The 16,404-nt window shown below is 67.9% G+C and carries 25 protein-coding genes and 1 other RNA gene; 15 read left to right on the forward strand and 11 right to left on the reverse strand.

The genetic code is table 11. The annotated features are described in order from the left end of the window. Nucleotides 1-17: 17 nt before the first annotated feature. Nucleotides 18-383, forward strand: a complete 366-nt coding sequence (locus GGR89_RS10660; protein WP_125977393.1) for a M67 family metallopeptidase — start codon at nucleotides 18-20, stop codon at nucleotides 381-383. Nucleotides 384-428: 45 nt separating this feature from the next. Here GGR89_RS10660 and GGR89_RS10665 read toward each other — a convergent pair whose 3' ends face one another. Then, nucleotides 429-1,307: a hypothetical protein gene (locus tag GGR89_RS10665; RefSeq protein WP_125977367.1), complete on the reverse strand. Its 879-nt coding sequence runs from the start codon at nucleotides 1,305-1,307 to the stop codon at nucleotides 429-431. Between the two features lie 85 nt (nucleotides 1,308-1,392). Further along, the gene (locus GGR89_RS10670; RefSeq protein WP_125977368.1) at nucleotides 1,393-2,043 is read right to left on the reverse strand and encodes a DsbA family oxidoreductase; all 651 of its coding nucleotides are present in this window, start codon (nucleotides 2,041-2,043) and stop codon (nucleotides 1,393-1,395) included. A 137-nt stretch (nucleotides 2,044-2,180) separates the two neighbouring features. On the opposite strand from GGR89_RS10670, the gene GGR89_RS10675 reads away from it, so the two are divergent. The 12 genes from GGR89_RS10675 to GGR89_RS10730 all read left to right on the forward strand — a co-directional run bounded on the left by GGR89_RS10675 (nucleotide 2,181) and on the right by GGR89_RS10730 (nucleotide 11,159). Then, nucleotides 2,181-2,324 carry a lmo0937 family membrane protein gene (locus GGR89_RS10675; protein ID WP_121078233.1) on the forward strand — a complete coding sequence of 48 codons (144 nt, stop codon included), beginning with the start codon at nucleotides 2,181-2,183 and terminating at the stop codon, nucleotides 2,322-2,324. Nucleotides 2,325-2,567: 243 nt separating this feature from the next. Next, entirely contained in the window at nucleotides 2,568-3,212 is a 645-nt protein-coding gene (locus GGR89_RS10680; protein WP_125977369.1) for a histidine phosphotransferase family protein, read from the forward strand. An 80-nt stretch (nucleotides 3,213-3,292) separates the two neighbouring features. Beyond that, the gene (locus tag GGR89_RS10685; RefSeq protein ID WP_125977370.1) at nucleotides 3,293-5,611 is read left to right on the forward strand and encodes a chemotaxis protein CheA; all 2,319 of its coding nucleotides are present in this window, start codon (nucleotides 3,293-3,295) and stop codon (nucleotides 5,609-5,611) included. Further along, on the forward strand, nucleotides 5,611-6,039 hold the full coding sequence (locus GGR89_RS10690) for a chemotaxis protein CheW (RefSeq protein ID WP_125977371.1): 429 nt from the start codon (nucleotides 5,611-5,613) through the stop codon (nucleotides 6,037-6,039). Before GGR89_RS10685 ends, GGR89_RS10690 begins: the two co-directional genes overlap by 1 nt. Before the next feature lie 76 nt (nucleotides 6,040-6,115). Beyond that, nucleotides 6,116-6,481, forward strand: coding sequence for a response regulator (locus GGR89_RS10695; protein WP_125977372.1), 366 nt, complete (start codon nucleotides 6,116-6,118; stop codon nucleotides 6,479-6,481). A gap of 133 nt (nucleotides 6,482-6,614) precedes the next feature. Beyond that, the gene (locus GGR89_RS10700; protein ID WP_241218045.1) at nucleotides 6,615-7,592 is read left to right on the forward strand and encodes a chemotaxis protein CheB; all 978 of its coding nucleotides are present in this window, start codon (nucleotides 6,615-6,617) and stop codon (nucleotides 7,590-7,592) included. Continuing rightward, nucleotides 7,589-8,440, forward strand: coding sequence for a CheR family methyltransferase (locus GGR89_RS10705; protein WP_241213408.1), 852 nt, complete (start codon nucleotides 7,589-7,591; stop codon nucleotides 8,438-8,440). The genes GGR89_RS10700 and GGR89_RS10705 overlap by 4 nt, the downstream gene beginning before the upstream one ends. 43 nt (nucleotides 8,441-8,483) lie before the next feature. After that, nucleotides 8,484-9,185, forward strand: a complete 702-nt coding sequence (locus GGR89_RS10710) for an N-acetylmuramoyl-L-alanine amidase (RefSeq protein ID WP_125977396.1) — start codon at nucleotides 8,484-8,486, stop codon at nucleotides 9,183-9,185. 81 nt (nucleotides 9,186-9,266) lie between these two features. Further along, on the forward strand, nucleotides 9,267-9,848 hold the full coding sequence (locus GGR89_RS10715; protein WP_241213409.1) for a hypothetical protein: 582 nt from the start codon (nucleotides 9,267-9,269) through the stop codon (nucleotides 9,846-9,848). Nucleotides 9,849-9,889: 41 nt separating this feature from the next. Next, nucleotides 9,890-10,268, forward strand: an RNA gene (gene rnpB, locus GGR89_RS10720) — RNase P RNA component class A. Between the two features lie 58 nt (nucleotides 10,269-10,326). Then, nucleotides 10,327-10,863, forward strand: coding sequence for a J domain-containing protein (locus GGR89_RS10725; RefSeq protein WP_125977374.1), 537 nt, complete (start codon nucleotides 10,327-10,329; stop codon nucleotides 10,861-10,863). After that, nucleotides 10,860-11,159, forward strand: a complete 300-nt coding sequence (locus GGR89_RS10730; RefSeq protein WP_125977375.1) for a (2Fe-2S) ferredoxin domain-containing protein — start codon at nucleotides 10,860-10,862, stop codon at nucleotides 11,157-11,159. The genes GGR89_RS10725 and GGR89_RS10730 overlap by 4 nt, the downstream gene beginning before the upstream one ends. A 178-nt stretch (nucleotides 11,160-11,337) precedes the next feature. On the opposite strand, the gene GGR89_RS10735 is transcribed toward GGR89_RS10730, so the two are convergent. The 9 genes from GGR89_RS10735 to pspA form a co-directional block, all read right to left on the reverse strand. Then, nucleotides 11,338-11,742: a SufE family protein gene (locus GGR89_RS10735; RefSeq protein ID WP_125977376.1), complete on the reverse strand. Its 405-nt coding sequence runs from the start codon at nucleotides 11,740-11,742 to the stop codon at nucleotides 11,338-11,340. Nucleotides 11,743-11,891: 149 nt separating this feature from the next. Then, nucleotides 11,892-12,140: a hypothetical protein gene (locus GGR89_RS10740; protein WP_125977377.1), complete on the reverse strand. Its 249-nt coding sequence runs from the start codon at nucleotides 12,138-12,140 to the stop codon at nucleotides 11,892-11,894. Nucleotides 12,141-12,164: 24 nt separating this feature from the next. After that, complete coding sequence (locus GGR89_RS10745; RefSeq protein ID WP_125977378.1) at nucleotides 12,165-12,443, reverse strand: hypothetical protein; 279 nt, start codon at nucleotides 12,441-12,443, stop codon at nucleotides 12,165-12,167. A gap of 197 nt (nucleotides 12,444-12,640) precedes the next feature. Next, the gene (locus GGR89_RS10750; RefSeq protein ID WP_125977379.1) at nucleotides 12,641-12,910 is read right to left on the reverse strand and encodes a hypothetical protein; all 270 of its coding nucleotides are present in this window, start codon (nucleotides 12,908-12,910) and stop codon (nucleotides 12,641-12,643) included. 10 nt (nucleotides 12,911-12,920) lie between these two features. Further along, nucleotides 12,921-13,250 carry a hypothetical protein gene (locus GGR89_RS10755; RefSeq protein ID WP_125977380.1) on the reverse strand — a complete coding sequence of 110 codons (330 nt, stop codon included), beginning with the start codon at nucleotides 13,248-13,250 and terminating at the stop codon, nucleotides 12,921-12,923. 17 nt (nucleotides 13,251-13,267) lie between these two features. Beyond that, on the reverse strand, nucleotides 13,268-13,558 hold the full coding sequence (locus tag GGR89_RS10760; protein ID WP_125977381.1) for a hypothetical protein: 291 nt from the start codon (nucleotides 13,556-13,558) through the stop codon (nucleotides 13,268-13,270). Between the two features lie 30 nt (nucleotides 13,559-13,588). Continuing rightward, nucleotides 13,589-13,960, reverse strand: a complete 372-nt coding sequence (pspC, locus tag GGR89_RS10765; RefSeq protein WP_125977383.1) for an envelope stress response membrane protein PspC — start codon at nucleotides 13,958-13,960, stop codon at nucleotides 13,589-13,591. Between the two features lies 1 nt (nucleotide 13,961). Then, the gene (gene pspB, locus GGR89_RS10770) at nucleotides 13,962-14,234 is read right to left on the reverse strand and encodes an envelope stress response membrane protein PspB (protein ID WP_125977384.1); all 273 of its coding nucleotides are present in this window, start codon (nucleotides 14,232-14,234) and stop codon (nucleotides 13,962-13,964) included. A 3-nt stretch (nucleotides 14,235-14,237) separates the two neighbouring features. Then, nucleotides 14,238-14,906 (reverse strand): phage shock protein PspA, encoded by a 669-nt coding sequence (pspA, locus tag GGR89_RS10775; RefSeq protein WP_125977385.1) that lies wholly within the window; start codon nucleotides 14,904-14,906, stop codon nucleotides 14,238-14,240. Nucleotides 14,907-15,127: 221 nt separating this feature from the next. Between pspA and GGR89_RS22670 the strand changes: the two genes are divergently transcribed. Then, nucleotides 15,128-15,259 carry a hypothetical protein gene (locus tag GGR89_RS22670; protein WP_277600119.1) on the forward strand — a complete coding sequence of 44 codons (132 nt, stop codon included), beginning with the start codon at nucleotides 15,128-15,130 and terminating at the stop codon, nucleotides 15,257-15,259. Between the two features lie 51 nt (nucleotides 15,260-15,310). Beyond that, nucleotides 15,311-16,357 (forward strand): phage shock protein operon transcriptional activator, encoded by a 1,047-nt coding sequence (gene pspF, locus GGR89_RS10780; RefSeq protein WP_125977386.1) that lies wholly within the window; start codon nucleotides 15,311-15,313, stop codon nucleotides 16,355-16,357. Nucleotides 16,358-16,404 lie beyond the last annotated feature (47 nt).

Raw genomic sequence — 16,404 nt, forward strand, 5'->3', positions numbered from 1 at the left:
GATCTATACTGGCCGGTATGAAAAAAGCTGCGACGGCTGCGGCGCCGCGGGAAGCGTGCGGGCTGTTGCTGGGGGCAGGAGGCAGGATCGAACGCTTCACCGAATGCGCAAACGTTTCCGATGCGCCCGAGATCCGCTTCGAGATCGATCCCGCCGCGCTGTTCGCCGCGCTGCGGGCGGAGCGGGCGGGCGGGAATGCGCTGCTCGGCTATTGGCATTCGCATCCGAGCGGGGATGCGGCGCCCTCGCGCACCGATGCGGCGATGGCGGCGCCGGACGGGAAGCTGTGGGTGATCCTCGGCGGGGAGGACGTCACCTGCTGGCGGGCCGGGGATGCGGGCCGGTGGGACAAGTTCGCGGAAGAGGCACTGATCCTCGTTTAGAATCGGGAAGCGCCGCGTCCTCCCCCTGGCGTGGGGAGGATACGGTCAAGCGAGTTCTGGAGCGTGCTCCCCCGCTGCCAGCCCCGCAAGCACCAGCCGTCCGCAGGCGACCATCTCGCTGAGATGCGCGGCATAATGGTAGCGGATCGTCGGGAAGCCCTCGGGGTGGAACGCCCGCCGGCTAGGGCCGACGTGGAGCAGGAAGCGGTTCGCCTCGGCGCGCTTGAGCAGCCGGCGGACGTGCGGCTGCGACACGCCGAAGCGCCGGGCCAGTTCGGTGAGCGGCACGCTTGCGCCCGCGATCGGCACGAACGCATCGTCGGTGCAGGTCAGGGCCAGCGTGTGGAGGATGGCACAGCCGGCCAGCGGGTGCAGGAACGAGGCGCGGAGGCTGGGGAAGGGATCGGGCTCGCTCGCCAGCGCATAGAGCCGGCTCGCCTGGACACTGAGGAAATGCTGATAGTGCTTGGGGTCTTCCAGTGCTTCCGCAATGGCTGCCAGCGCCGGATCGAGCATCGCGGCGGGCTCCAGCGCTGCCTGGATGTGCCGGCACCAGGCGCGCTGGAAGGCGGGTGTCGTCCGGTACCCATGGTCGGCGGCGGGGGCGAGCACGCCGATATGCTGCATGAAGTCGATCAGCGCGGCGGCGCGGTTGGCGGTCAGCAGCCCGGTAGCTGCGCAGATCTGTCGGAGCAGGGTAAGGGTGAGGCCGCCGCGGGTGTCGAGATAGGCCGCCGACATCGCCGTTACATAATGGCCGGCATCCTTGAACACCGCGGCCAGCGTGCGATCGGACTCCGCAACCGCGAGGATGTTAGCGGCAAAACACCGCGCAGCTCTTCCGAAGTCCGGGTGCTGGGCGACCTCGATCCAGTGCGGGGGCAACGCCCCCGGATCCGTTGTTGCCGCCTGAAGCACCGTCATCGACCCTCAAATCTAGGTTGCACCCGCTAGCATGCGACTTTCGCCAAAAACAATTCGATTCCGTAACAAATTCGGGTTTTTCGCGTCAGTGCGCCTCTGCCGCGATCTGACGTAGTGCCTGCTCAAAGGCTTCCGGTGGCTGCCCACCGGAAATCAGGTAGCGCTGGTCGATGACGATGGCGGGCACCGACTGGATGCCGCGCGACTGCCACAGCGCCTCCTCGGCGCGCACTTCCTCGGCATAGCGGCCCTCGTCGAGCACGCGCGCGGCCTCCACCGCATCGAGCCCGGCCTGTTCGGCGGCGGCGAGCAGCACGTTCCGGTCGCCGGGGTTCTTGCCCTGGGTGAAATAGGCGGTGAACAATGCCATCTTCAGTCCGCGCTGGTCGCCGACCAGCCCGGCCCAGTGGAGCAGCCGGTGCGCGTCGAAGGTGTTGTAGATCCGGGACTCGTCGCCCATCGCCATGGTGAAGCCGAGTGCCGCGGCCCGCTCGCGGATCATCGCGCGGGTGCCGGCGGACTGTTCGGGCGTCGCGCCATATTTGCGGCCGATATGCTCGACGATGTTCTCGCCCTCGGGCGCCATTGCCGGGTTGAGCTCGAAGGGATGGAAGCGGATCTCGGCGGTGACCGCGTCGCCCATGCGGGAAAGCGCTTCCTCCAGCCCCTTCAGGCCGATCACACACCAGGGGCAGACGATGTCGGAGACGAAGTCGATCGTCAGGGTTCGGGCCATTGATGCGCGCTCCTGCAAGGCTGACGTTCGGCGCTAGACCAGACCGAAGCGTCTGAAAAGTCTGCGGTTGGCGCGCGCAGCCGGAACGATCCAGGCCTTCCTCACGTTAACCGGTCCGAATTTCAGGGAGAGATACAATGCTTTGGACGCTCGTCGTAATCCTGGTCATCCTGTGGTTGCTGGGCTTCTCGTTCCACATCGCCGGCGGGATCATCCACATCCTGCTCGTGATCGCGCTCGTGATCGGCCTGATCCAGCTGTTCACCGGTCGCAGGGTCTGACGCAGGGCCCGGCGGGACGCATCCGCCCCCGCCGGGCCGCCTAGGCGAAGAATACCGGGCCTCGCGCCCCCCCATGCTTTTCTACCCCGCCAGCAAGCGCAGCACTTTCGGCGCTTTGTATCGCGACTGCAGCGCACCCCTAGTCGTCCGACGAACGCCACCGATCGCGTGAGGATGCCGCCACGATGCTTGCAGCTTCCCATCCGCTGCGCCAAAGGGGATCCACAGCTGGAGCCTCAGAACTTGAATATCAGCCCTACCGAATTCGCGAGTCTGCTTTGTTCGCGCCTGTGCCACGACTTGCTGAGCCCCGTGGGTGCGCTCAACAACGGGCTGGAACTGCTTGCCGACGAACATGATCCGGAGATGCGCGCCCGCTGCCTGGAGCTGCTGGCGGAGAGCGCGCGGGCAAGCGCCAACAAGCTGAAGTTCTTCCGCCTCGCGTTCGGCGCCGCCGGCGGATTCGGCGAGACGGTCGACACGCGCGAGGCGCAGGCCGCGCTCGAAGGGCTGTTCGGCGACAATCACCGGGTGAAGATCGGCTGGATGGTCGAGGAGCCGGTGATGGCCAAGCAGGCGATCAAGGTGCTGCTCAACCTCGCGCTGATCGGCGGCGACGCGCTGGTCCGCGGCGGCCAGCTCGACATCGGCGCCGAGACCACCGAGGGCACGATCGAGATCGTGATCCGCGCCGACGGCCCGCGCATCGTGCTCGACCCCGAACTGCGCGGCGCGCTTGCCGGCGGCCGCGAGGAAGTGCCGATCACCCCGCGCGCGGCGGCGGCATTTCTCGCGCACGAACTGGTCGTCCAGCATGGCGGCCAGCTCCAGGTGAGCCCGCCCGATTCCGAAGTGCTGCTGTTCGGGGCGTCCTTCCCCGTAGGCTGAGCCGGGAAGGATCGAGCTCCATAACCGGGTATTAACCCTCGACCGCCATGGTGGCCCCCGGAAATTTCCACCGGGGCCCCATGGACGACCTGCTGCAGGACTTCATCGCCGAGACGCGCGAGACGCTCGAGGCGCTTTCGGGCGAGATCGTCGCCTGGGAGTCGCAGCCCGACGACCGGGCGCGGCTCGACGCCATTTTTCGCTTCGTCCACACCGTGAAGGGCAGCTGCGGCTTTCTCGACCTGCCGCGGCTGGAGCGGCTGGCGCACGCCGCCGAGGACGTGCTGGCGCAGGTGCGCGACGGCGCGCGGGTGCCCGATCGCGCGCTGGTCAATGCCGTGCTCGCGGTGGTCGACCGGATCGGCGAGATCGTCGAGGCGATCGATGCCGGCGCCGCGCTCGACGACAGCGGCGAGGAGTTGCTGATCGCCGCGCTCGCCGAGGGATCGGAGGAGATCGTGCTGCCGTCGCCGGTCGCGCAGCGGGCGCCCTCGCGCAGCGTGCGGCTGGGCGTGGACCTGCTCGACCGGATGATGAGCGGCATGTCCGAGATGGTGCTGGCGCGCAACGAGCTCGCCCGGCGGCTGCGGGTCGGCGAAATCGATCCGGCGGTCGAGGCGGCGCTGGAGCGGCTGTCGCTCACCGTCGGCGAGATGCGCGACACCGTCACCCGCACCCGCATGCAGAAGATCGACGCGCTGTTCTCGCCGCTGCCGCGCATGGTGCGCGATACTGCGGCGGGGCTCGGCAAGTCAGTGGCGCTGCAGATCGAGGGATCCGACGTCGAGCTCGACCGCGAGATGATCGAGGTGATGCGCGATCCCTTGGTCCACATCATCCGCAACGCGATCGACCATGGCATCGAGGCACCGGCCGAGCGCCGCGCCGCGGGAAAGCGCGAGGTCGGCCGGCTGTGCGTGTCGGCGCGGCAATCGGGCAACCAGATCATCATCGAGATCGCCGATGACGGGCGCGGGGTAGATGTCGCGCGGCTGGTCCAGAAGCTCGCGGCCAGCGGCATCCGCAGCGAACGCGACCTGCACGCGCTGAGCGACGCGGCCAAGCTCGAGCTGATGTTCCATCCGGGCCTGTCGAGCAAGGACATCGTGTCCGAGGTCAGCGGCCGCGGCGTCGGCATGGACGTGGTCAAGGCGAGCATCGACCAGATCGGCGGCCGGGTGGAGCTGGACAATGTCCCCGGCAAGGGCCTGCGCATCGCCATCCATGTGCCGCTGACGCTGTCGATCATCTCGGCGATCATCGTCGGCGCGGGCCAGCAGCGCTTCGCTATCCCGCGCCAGTCGATCGAGGAGATCGTCAGCGAGCGCGGCGAGGCGATCCGCATCGATCAGCTGGGCGGCACCCCGATCGCCACCGTGCGCGAGCGGCGGATGCCGCTGCTCGACCTTGGCCATCTGCTGGAATTGTGCCCGGACCGCGAACGGCATGGGCCGCGCATGCTCGTGATCGTCGGCGCGGGGGCGGGGAGCTATGCACTCGCCGTCGACGAGGTGCACGACAATGAGGAACTGGTCATCAAGCCGGCCTCGCCCGCGGTGATGGCGACCGGCATCTATGCCGGCCAGACCTTGCCCGATTCCGGGCTGCCGATGCTGTTGCTCGACAGCGCGGGCATGGCGCGGGTGGGCGGCCTCGATTTCAGCCGCGACCTGAGCGCCGCGTTCGGAGACGTCATCGAGGAAGCCGCGGTGCCCGGGCTGCCCGCGCTGCTGTTCGACGACCTCGACGGCGTCCGCCGCGCGGTGCCGCTGGCGGCGGTCGATCGCGTCGAGAAGGTGTCCGCCGCGCAGGTGCACCTCGCGGCGGGAAGTCACCGCCTGGCGATAGACGGGCGGATCGTGCCGCTGGCGATGCAGGGCGCGCTCGACGGGCGCGAGCGGCTGAGCGTGCTGCGGCTCAAGGACGAGGATGCCGAGGTCGCCTATGCGATCGACGAGGCAATCGAGATCGTGACCTTGCCGGCCGAGATCGCGCCGGCCCGCGCGCCGGGTGCGGCGATGGGGGTGGCGCTGGTCGAGGGCGAACAGATCGAGGTGCTCGACGTGCTGTGGGTGTTCGACATGCATGTCGACCGTGTCGCCGCCGAGGATGCGCCGCTCTGCCTGCTCGCCGGCGACAAGGACGGCTGGCTGGCGACCTTCGTCCGCCCGCTGCTGGAGACCGCCGGCTACCGCGTCGCCGCGAGCCTCGCGCCGGGGGAGATCCCGGCGGTGGTGCTCGCCGCCGATGCGGCCGATCCCGGTACGCCCGCCGCGCCGGTGGTCCGCCTGCGCCGCAAGCGCCAGGCCGAGCCGGGCGACGACAGCGTCTATCGCTATGACCGTGCAGGCCTGCTCTTCGCGCTCGAAGCGCGGGTCGGCGCGCGGGGAGGGTGTTGATGGCCGAGCAGCTCTATCTGATCGCCGAAGTGGCGGGCCGTACCGTCGCGATCGATTCGGACCAGGTCGAATCGGTGGTCGACATCGGCGAGGTCACCGCGGTGCCGCGCGCGGCCAGGGCGGTGCGCGGGCTGGCGGCGCTGCGCAGCCGCGTCGTCACCGTCGTCGATACCGAGGCGGCGCTGGGGATGAACGGCTGCACGCTGGCCCGGCGCGCGGTGATCACTGCGATCGACGGGCATCATTATGCGATGCTGGTCGACACGCTGGAGGATGTGGAGCCGTTCGAGCTGCGCCCCCTCGCCGGCGGCATCGCGCTCGAGGGAAATTGGCGGAATGCGGCGCGCGGGCTGGTCGAGCGCGACGGTGAGCCGATCCTGGTCGTCGACCTCGCGGCCTTGGTCCCCGCATCGGCGCTGCTTTCCTGAACGCGGATTAACGCGAAGCTTACACCTTGCAGGTAAAGTGGAATTTCAAAGACACCTGCCAGGGGATCAGGGACCGATGAAGACGTGCCTCGTCGTGGACGATTCGAAAGTGATCCGGAAAGTCGCCCGGCACATTCTCGAAACCCTCGATTTCGAAGTCCGCGAGGCCGGCGACGGGCGCGAGGCGCTCGATTCCTGCCTGGCCGCCACGCCCGACGTGGTGCTGCTCGACTGGAACATGCCGGTGATGAGCGGCATGGACTTCCTGCGCGCGCTCAAGAATTCGGGGCTGGAGAAACGCCCCAAGGTGGTGTTCTGCACCACCGAGAACGGCATGGCCTATATCCGCGCGGCGATCGAGGCCGGCGCCGACGAATATGTGATGAAGCCGTTCGATCGCGAGACGCTGGAAAGCAAGCTGCAGATCGTCGGCGTCGCCTGACCTCCTCCCGCCGGAGCGCGCCCGCGTGACGAGCCAGTCCTCCCCGCTGCCGGTCGATCCGGCGCATGCCCCCACCACGGGCCGCGTGCTGATCGTCGATGATTCGGTCGTCGCGCGCTCGGTGCTGAGCCGGATGATCGAAGGCACGCAGCGCTTCCGCGTGACGGCGGCGCTGAGCGAAGCGCGCGCGGCGCTCGACTATCTGGCGCGCGAGACGGTCGACATCATCCTGCTCGACATCGCCATGCCCGGGATCGACGGCCTCACCGCGCTGCCGGACGTGGTCACCGCGGGCCGGGGGGCGAAGGTGCTGATCGTCTCTTCCTCGGCGGACGAAGGCGCGGCGACCACGCTGCAGGCGCTGGCGCTGGGTGCTGCCGACACGCTGGTGAAGCCTGGCGTCGGCGCGTTCGGCGGGCGTTTCGCCGAGGTGCTGGAAGAGCGGCTCGCCAGGTTGTTCGACTTGCCGGGCGAGCCGGTCGCCGCCTGTCCGCCGGCCCCGGCGCCGCGGCCCGCGAACGCGAGCGTCCAGCTCGATGCCTTCCAGATCGTCGCGATCGGTGCCTCGACCGGCGGTATCCATGCGCTCAGCCAGTTCTTCCGGCAGATCCCGGCGAGCTTCCAGCTGCCAATCCTGGTCACCCAGCATCTGCCGGCGAGCTTCATGACCTATTTCGCCACCCAGCTCGCGGTGCTCGGCAGCCGGCCGTGCGACGTCGCGACCGATCGGATGCGGATCCGCCCCGGCCGGATCGTGATCGCGCCCGGCGACGCGCACATCAAGGTGGTGCGTACCTCCGAGGGGGCGGCGATCCGGCTGAGCACCGAATGGGCGCGGAGCGGCTGCATGCCCTCGGTCGACCCGATGTTCGAAAGCATCGCCGAGGTGTTCGGCGCGCGGGCGCTGGGCGTGGTGCTGAGCGGCATGGGCCGCGATGGCTGCGAAGGCGCGGGGCGGATGGTCGAGGTCGGCGCCAAGGTGCTGGTGCAGGACCAGGCCAGCTCGGTCGTCTGGGGCATGCCGGGCGCAGTGGCGACGGCGGGACGGGCGAGCGCGGTGCTGCCGCCCGACGAAATCGGACGGCTGATCGGCAGGGGAGGGTCGCGATGATCGACCATATGGCGCCAAGCGGCGGGGCGATGCAGCTGATCGGGGCGCTGCTCGAACAGCGGACCGGCCAGCAGATCGCCGCCAATCGGGCATGGCGGATAGAGACGGCGCTGAAGCCGGTGCTGCGCGAGCGCGGGCTGCCGAGCCTCGATGCGCTGGTCGGGCAGCTGCTCGGCGCGCGCTCGGGCGAGCTTGCCGACCAGGTGGTGGACGTGCTGCTCAACCAGGAAACCAGCTTCTTCCGCGACGTGGCGGTGCTGGATCAGATCGCCGCGGCCGCGGTGGCGACGCAGGCGGCGATCGGCAACCGCCGGCTGCGCATCTGGTCGGCCGGCTGCTCCACGGGCCAGGAGCCGCTGTCGCTGGCGATGCTGTTCGACGAAAAGGCCGACGCCTTCCCGATGCCGCCCGAGATCGTCGCCACCGACGTGTCCGCCGCGGCACTCGCCCGGGCACGGGCGGGGCGCTATTCGCAGTTCGAGATCCAGCGCGGGCTTCCCGTGCGCCGGATGGTCCAGTGGTTCGATACCGAGGGCGGCGACTGGGTCGCGCGGCAGGAACTGGTCCGCCGCGTCCAGTTCCGCCAGCAGAACCTCACTGCGGATGTGCCCCCGCCGGGCAAGTTCGACATCATCCTGTGCCGCAACGTGATGCTCTATTTCTCGCTGCCGCTCCGCCGCCAGGTGTTCGACCGGCTGGCGACTGCGATCCAGCCCGGCGGGCTGCTGGTGCTCGGCGCGGGCGAGACGGTGATCGGGCTGACCGAGCATTTCACCCCCAGCGAAGCCTTTCGCGGCTTCTATCGCACCGCCGATGCCGAGTCCGCGCCGGTTGCGGCAGCTGGTTGAGCCGGGCGGATTGTCAGCGCCGATGCGTGCAGTAGAAGAATGCATGACCAGCGGCCTCGACATCCTCGACGCGCCTTCGCCCAATTTCGGCGAGCGCCTCTCCCCCGTCTCGATGATCGTGCTTCACTACACGGGCATGGAGAGCGGGGAGGCCGCCCTGGCGCGGCTGCGCGATCCGGAGGCGCAGGTCTCGGCGCATTATCTGATCGAGGAGGATGGCCGCATCTTCCGCCTGGTCGACGAGGGCAAGCGCGCCTGGCACGCCGGCCGCGCGCACTGGCGCGGGATCGACGACGTCAACTCTGCCTCGATCGGCATCGAGATCGTCAATCCCGGCCATGAATTCGGCTACCGGCCCTTCACCCCCGAACAGATGAGCTCACTGATCCCGCTGGTCGCCGACATCAAGGAGCGGCACGGCATCACCCGCGGCAACGTGGTCGGCCATTCGGACGTGGCGCCGGCGCGCAAGCAGGATCCCGGCGAGCTGTTCAACTGGCACGCGCTCGCCCGCCTGCGGCTGGCGCTGCCGCGACCGACGCGCAACCTGGTCGATCCCGGCTGGCCCGATGGCGGCTTCATGCTGGCGCTGGAGCGCTTCGGCTATGACGTTACCGATCCGGTCGCGGCCGTGACCGCCTTCCAGCGGCGGTTCCGCCCGGAGATGATCGACGGCGAGATCGACATGGAGTGCCGCTGCATCCTGCTCGCGCTGCTGCTGCCGCGCCCGCAGGGAGAGGACTGACGCGAATCGATACCCGCTAACCATGTTTGGTTACGGAATTCTAAGCGGAATTTGATTGGGTGCACGCCGGAGGTACGAACGGTGAGCAACTCGATTCGCGCTGCAATGGCACCCATGGGCCCGGTGCATGTCCGCCTGACCAGTTTCGTTCGCGGCGACGCGAAGGGGCCCGGCATCGGCATCATGAACGCGCCTACCGCTGCCGAGGCGAGGGCCGAGCTGCACCGGGTCGCCCGCGTCGCCGGCGCGGACAAGGTGGTGAGCGTTGCCGCCGACTATCGCCGTGCCGCGCTCGCCGGCGGGACCACCAGCACCCAGTGGCGCATCGACGTACAGGCCTGGGGCACCGCGATGGCGCCGGTCAAGGTCGAGCCGAGCGAGCAGCCCGAGGAACAGCGCGCACAGGACGCCGACAAGACGAAGGATCAGGCCAAGGACCAGGACGCCGCCAGGAAGGCGCAGGACGCCCGCGGCGATGCGCAGGATACGGCCGAGCAGGCCAAGTCGCGCGAGGTCGCGGCGGTCGAGCAGGCCGCTGCGCCGCGTGTCGAGGCGGCACCGCAGCCGGCCGCGCCAGCATCTGCGCCCAGTGTAGAAACCGCATCGGTGACCACCACCCAATCCGCGCCCGCGCCGAGCGCGCCGCCCGCCGCGCAGCGCTGAACCGCTTGCGCAGCGGCGCGAAGCCGCTAGAGCGGACCGCGCCAGAGGGTCGGGCGGCCGCCGCCTGCTGCAAAGCAGGGGGAGGAAAGTCCGGGCTCCACGGAACGACGGTGGCGGGTAATGCCCGCCGGGGGCGACCCCAGGGAAAGTGCCACAGAGAGCAGACCGCCCACTGCCCCGGTTCGCCGGGGTAAGGGCAAGGGTGAAAGGGTGCGGCAAGAGCGCACCGCGCGACCGGTAACGGAAGCGGCTTGGTAAACCCCACCGGGAGCAAGACCGAATAGGGACGGCACATGCGCCTCGTTCCGGCGCGTCGTCCGGGTTGGTTGCTGGAGCGGCGGAGCGATCCGTCGCCTAGAGGAATGGTCGCCTATCCCCGTATGGGGTGGACAGAACCCGGCTTACAGACCCTCTGGCATTTTGCTTCCGGCGCGCGGGCACTGGCCAAGGCTGGACCGCGCCCCTATTTGGGCGGGCTATGGCGCGACACACGCGATCGATGGACTGGGGCTTTCCCCGCTGGCGCGAGTACGGCTCCGAGCGCGAGGCCGCGCGCGTGCGGCTGTGCGACCGCGACGGCTGCGAAAAGCCGGGCGACCGGCCCGCGCCCAAATCCCCCAACAACCCGGACCGCTGGTATTTCTGCGAGGAACATGCCGCGGAATATAACCGCAACTGGGACTATTTCGCCGGGCTCACCGCCGAAGAAGCGGCGCAGCGCGAGGCCAATGAGCGCCGCACCGCCAACGGCTATGCGCATTCGGCGACCAACAGCTGGGCCGGCCCCGGCGACGGCAGCCGCTCGCGCGACGAGATGAAGGCGCTGGAAGTGCTGGAGCTGGAGGTCGACGCGAGCTTCGAGGCGGTGCGCGGCGCCTGGCGCCGGCTCGCCAAGGAATATCATCCGGACGTGCGGCCGAACGATAGCGCCGCCGCCAGGCAGTTCCAGGCGATCCAGGCGGCCTATGACGTGCTCAAGACCGCCGAGGACCGGCGCCAGTGGAAGCCGCAATGAGCCAGCTGGTCGCCTCCAACTGGGGCAATGCGGTGCTGGTCTGCGGGAAATGCTCGAAGAAGCTCGGCGGCGGCTTCGGCCCCAAGGGCAAGACCTCGCTCGCCAAGGTGCTGCGCAAGGAGTTCGGACTCGGCAAGGGGCGCAAGGCCGAGGTCGGCGTCGTCGAGACCAAGTGCCTCGGCGTTTGCCCCGGCGGCGCGGTGACCGTGGTCAACGGCGCGCAGGCGCGGGAATGGCTGATCGTGAAGAAGGGCGCGGACCTCGAAGAGGTCGGGCGCGAACTGGGGCTTTCCTGAGGCACTGCCCCTCCCGAGCGCTGTGTCGGGAGGACCACCGCACTTCTTGTTCGTCATCCCGGCGAAAGCCGGGATCCATTCGCCACTCGGTTTCAGCAAGAGCGGACATCTAGCCCCCAATAGATCCCGGCTTTCGCCGGGATGACAGTTCACGGGACGCGGAGTTCCTCGTGCGGGATCAGGCGTACCGCCCCGCCGTTTCGCGGATCAGCGCGATCATGTTGGGGATGCCCTGGGTCCGGTTCGAGCTGAGCTGGTTCTTCAGGTCGAACGGCGCCAGCGCGGCTTCGATGTCTGTCGCCAGGATCTCGGCGGGGCTGCGATCCTGCACGGTCAGCAGCACCAGCGCGATGATGCCCTTGGTGATCGCCGCGTTCGAATCCGCCAGGAAGTGGAGCCGTCCGTCGTCGGTTCGCGTCGGATAGATCCAAACCGAAGCCGAGCAGCCGCGCACCAGCGTCGCATCGGTCTTGAGCGGGTCGGGCATCGGCTCGAGCGCCTTGCCGAGATCGATCAGCAGGCGATAGCGATCGTCGGCGTCGAGAAACCCGTATTCTTCCTGGAGATCGTCGAGGCTGGTCATGGTCCCCGCGCTAGCGGGGTAGCGCGGGCTTTTCCAGCCTCGTGGTTACTTCGTCGCCGGGGCGTCGTAGCGCAGGCCGAGCCGGGGGCGGGGTGCCCGCGCCGGCGCCGGGGCGGGCTGGGCATCCGCCACCGGCGGGGTCGCCTGGCTCACAGGTCCACCCCGGCGGCGATCGCCTCGAGCTTGCGGATGCGTTCCTTGAGGTCGGCCAGCTCGATCCGCGAGGCGGGGCTGGGCATCGTGGTCGCAGTCGGCTCGGGCCGGCGGAGTTCGACCAGCTCGCGGTGCTTCAGCGCCAGCCAGCCGCGCCATCCGGACAGCGCCGCGGCGGTGATCATGCCCAGCCCGGCCAGGCCGGAGACGGCGAGGGTGATGGTGGTTTGCGGGTCGATGGTCATGGGGTTCGCTCCCAGAAACATGGCTCAGATCCGGTTCTTGTCGCGCAGCTTCTCGATCTCGTGGTCGAGCCGCAGGCTGTTTTCATTGTCGGTGATGACGCGTTCGAGCACCTGGACGCGCTCCTTGAGGGCGCGGATCTCGTCGCGAAGGCGGTCGGCCTCGAACTTCTCGGTCGGATCGCGGACGGCGAGGCCTTCCATTCGGTCGCCCCGGCTCGCCTTGACCACGCCGTAGCGCGCCTGGAGAACCTTGCCGATCGTGATCACGACGATGATGGCCACGACCATTTCGAACGGGTTCATTGCACCTTACTCCCCTGTACTGGCGCGTGTGGCGCCTCAATTTCCTGCTTGCGATGCCTGGGCGGCGCGGAGGGCGCGGCGGCGGGGGCGATCGCGGCTTTCGGCGAGGGCAATAGCTCCCCCGCACAGTGCGGCAAGCACTGCGAGCATGACAATCATCGAAATTTCCTTGCGTGGAAGAAGGTGAAAACGTTTCTTCAGTTCAGCGGCGCGTCGCGCAGCGTTTCGATTTCTTCGGCGAGACCCATGCCGCGATCGGTAATGATCCGTTCCAGCACCCGCACGCGCTGCTCCAGCCGTTCCGTCTGTGCGGCATATTGTGCCGCTTTCTCCGCCGTCTGGGCGTTGAGCGCCTGGGCCATCGCCTCCTTGTGCTTCAGCCAACGGCGGAACATGTCGCTGCCGACGCCGGCGACGACGGGGATGACCACCACGAGCGTGAAAAACGCGATCATGTTGAGGTTCATCGAAGCCTCCTCAGTTCGAGCGGTTGCGCAGTGCCTCGATCTCGCGATCGAGCTGGTGGGCGCCATCGGTCACGATGCGTTCGACATTGGCGAGCCGGTCCTTGACCGAACCGAGCTCGGCGCGCAGCTGGGCGTTCTCCTGACTGATCAGCTTGATCCGCTCGATCGCCTCGTCGTTGCGCTGCGGATACACTGCCTTGCCCCAGCTGTTTTCGAGCGGGTACCCGTTCTTGACGCGGAGCCAGGTGGTGAACAGCCAGCCGCCGACCCCCAAAAAGCCCATGGCGATTCCGGCCAGGATGATCCAGGGCATGAACGGGGCGAGTGCTACTTCGATCATTGTGCGTCTCCCTGAGCTCAGCGCAGCGCGTCGATGGCGCGGGCGGTGCGCTCGGCGGGATCGGTGGCGATCCGTTCGAGCACCGAAATTCGGTCTTCCAGTCGGCTGATCTGGCCTGCGAGCCGTTCGTTCTCGGCTGCGAGCAGGTCGATCTTGCGATTGGTGTGGGCGTCGATCTTGTCGATATTCTTGCCGTGATCGTCGCTGATCGAATAGCCGTGCTTGGCGCGGATCCAGTTGTTGGCCAGCCACCCGAAGGTGGAGATCGCCACCAGTGCGATCACGAAGCCGGGGCCACTCCAGTCCATCGTCGTGCCTCCCTGTTGGCAGCCTGCGCCTCAGCGCAGGCTTTCGATCTCGTCAGCCAGCCGGGTGTTGCGGCTGGTGTAGAACATCTCGATGTCGGCGAGCCGGCGATCGATGTCGCGGAACTTGGAGCGGACCTCCGAGGTCGAGCGCTTGGGGCTGGAGCGGACGCCCTGCCAGAAGCGTTCGTCTTCCGGCGTGTCGTAGAGGCCCACCGGCTTGGGGTTCGCGATCCAGGCGATCACGAAATACCCCAGGGCGCCCCAGCCGGTGGCCAGGGTGAGCAGCACGGTGGCCACGCGCACCCAGGTCACGTCGATGCCCGTGTAATCCGCCAGGCCGGCGCAGACGCCCATGAACTTGCGGTTCTGACGATCGAGATAGAATTTGGTGCGAGCGGACATCTCAGTTCCTCCGTGAAGGATCATATTGGCCCGGCTCGGGGCGCTGGGCCGAGAGCGGGCGATAGTCGGGGTTGTCGGCGGCGATGATGCGTTCGACCGTCATCAGCCGGTCTTCGAGCATGCGCGCCGTGCGATACAGGTCATCGAGCAGGTTCTCGTCTTCCCGGGTGATCGTTCCTGCCTGCTTCCACTTCGTGACGTAGTGGAAGACGATCCAGGGAAGACCGAGGAAGAGTATCGCGCAGACGAAGACCGGAATGATGATTTCGTCCACCGGTTATGCTCCCTTGTTCAGCCGTGCCTTGAGCGCCTCGAGTTCGGCATCGACCTTTTCCGACGAGCGGAGTTCGGCGATTTCCTCTTCGAGCGTCTTCGGGTTGCCGCCCAGGCCCATCGCATCGGCACGGCCTTCGGCCAGATCGACGCGGCGTTCCAGGATGTCGAAGCGCGAGAAGGCGTCCTGCATCTTCGACCCGTTGGTCATTTCCCGCAAGCGGGCGCGGTTGTTGGCGCTTTCCAGGCGGGCGACGATCGAGTTCTGCCGGGTGCGCGCCTCGCGCAGCTTGTTCTGCAGCTTGTTGATGTCCTCTTCCGAGGCGCGGAGCGCTTCGTCGAGCACCGCGATCTCCTGCTGCAGCTGGTCGCACATGTCGGCGGCCTTCTGGCGTTCGACCAGGGCGGCCTTGGCGAGGTCCTCGCGGTCCTTGGACAGGGCCAGCTCGGCCTTTTCGGTCCAGCTTTCCTGGAGCTTTTCGAGCTTCGCGATGTGGCGGCGCATTTCCTTCTGATCGGCGATCGTCCGGGCGGCGCTGGCGCGAACCTCGACCAGCGTTTCCTCCATCTCGAGGATGATCATGCGGATCATCTTTGCCGGATCTTCAGCCTTGTCGAGCAGGTCGGTAACGTTGGCGGCGATGATGTCGCGGGTTCGCGAGAAGATACCCATGATATTGCGCTCCTTCGTATGTTCTTTGGGGGTGCCGCCGGAAGGGATGGGGGCCCTTCCGGCGGCCCCGGCACTACCGAGGGAGGCAGTGCCGGGGAGACCTCGTGTGCCCGCCTCAGGCGATCGCCGGGGCCACCGCGCCGGCGGTGAGAACCACGCTGGCGAGGAAGGCGAAGGAAACCGCCACGAAGGCGTTGCGGAGGGTGTGGATCTGGTTGGTCATGATCGTGTTCCTGAACCTTGGCAGGTTGATGTTGCTGCCCGTCATCGGGCTTGCCTCCATCTTTGCAGGAGGCGTGCCAATTTTTGAAAATGGCGGAAAACTGACGTTTCCGGGTCGACTACAAATGTAGTTACGCAAATTGCACTTGCTAATAGTTGGGAAAATTCGCCAAGCTTGGGGAATGGAGCGGATCACCCAGGTCATCGGCCAGTCTTCGGCCTTTATCGACGCGCTGGAACAGGCGAGCCGGGCGGCGGCACTCGATCGCCCGGTGCTGGTGATCGGCGAACGCGGGACCGGCAAGGAACTGGTCGCCGAGCGTCTCCACCGGCTGAGCCCGCGCTGGGACCAGCCGCTGGTCACGATGAACTGCGCCGCACTTCCCGAGACGCTGATCGAGGCCGAATTGTTCGGGCACGAAGCCGGTGCCTTCACCGGCGCCACCAAGGCGCGCACCGGCCGCTTCGAGGAGGCCGATGGCGGCACGCTGTTCCTCGACGAACTCGGCACGCTCTCGATGGGCGCGCAGGAGCGGCTGCTGCGCGCGGTGGAATATGGCGAGATCACGCGGATCGGCTCCTCGCGCCCGGTGCGCGTGGACGTCCGCATCGTCGCGGCGACCAACGAACATCTGCCGTACCGGGTGGAGAAGGGGACCTTCCGCGCCGATTTGCTCGACCGGCTAAGTTTCGAGGTGGTGACATTGCCGCCGCTACGTCACCGCGGTGGTGACGTGGAGGTGCTGGCGGAGTTCTACGGCCGGCGCATGGCCTCCGAACTGGGCTGGCAGGATTGGCCCGGCTGGGGTCCGCATGCGCTCGACGCGCTGCTGTCCTACGACTGGCCCGGCAATGTCCGCGAGCTGCGCAACGTGGTGGAGCGCGCGGTCTATCGCTGGGACCGCGGCGGGCCGATCGACCGTATCGAGATCGATCCGTTCGCCTCGCCCTATCGACCGCGGCCGATGGCCTCGTCGATGCGCCCGGTGGACAAGCCTGCCGAGCCGGCGGCCCCGGCTGCGGCCGCACCCGCTGCCGCGCCCCCGGCGCCAGCGGATCTGGGCGGGGATTTCAAGACGCGGGTTTCGCGCTTCGAGAAGCAGCTCCTGTCGCAGGCGCTGGCCGAGCATCGCTTCAACCAGCGCGCGACTGCCGAGGCGCTGGGACTGACCTACGACCAGCTTCGCCATGCCTTGCGCCGGCACGATCTGCTGGGGGCAGGGGGCTAATTATTGCGAACCGTTCGCGATATTATTGCGAGCGGTTAGCGATAAGG

The organism is Sphingomonas trueperi (genome assembly GCF_011927635.1).
GTDB classification, from domain to species: domain Bacteria; phylum Pseudomonadota; class Alphaproteobacteria; order Sphingomonadales; family Sphingomonadaceae; genus Sphingomonas; species Sphingomonas trueperi.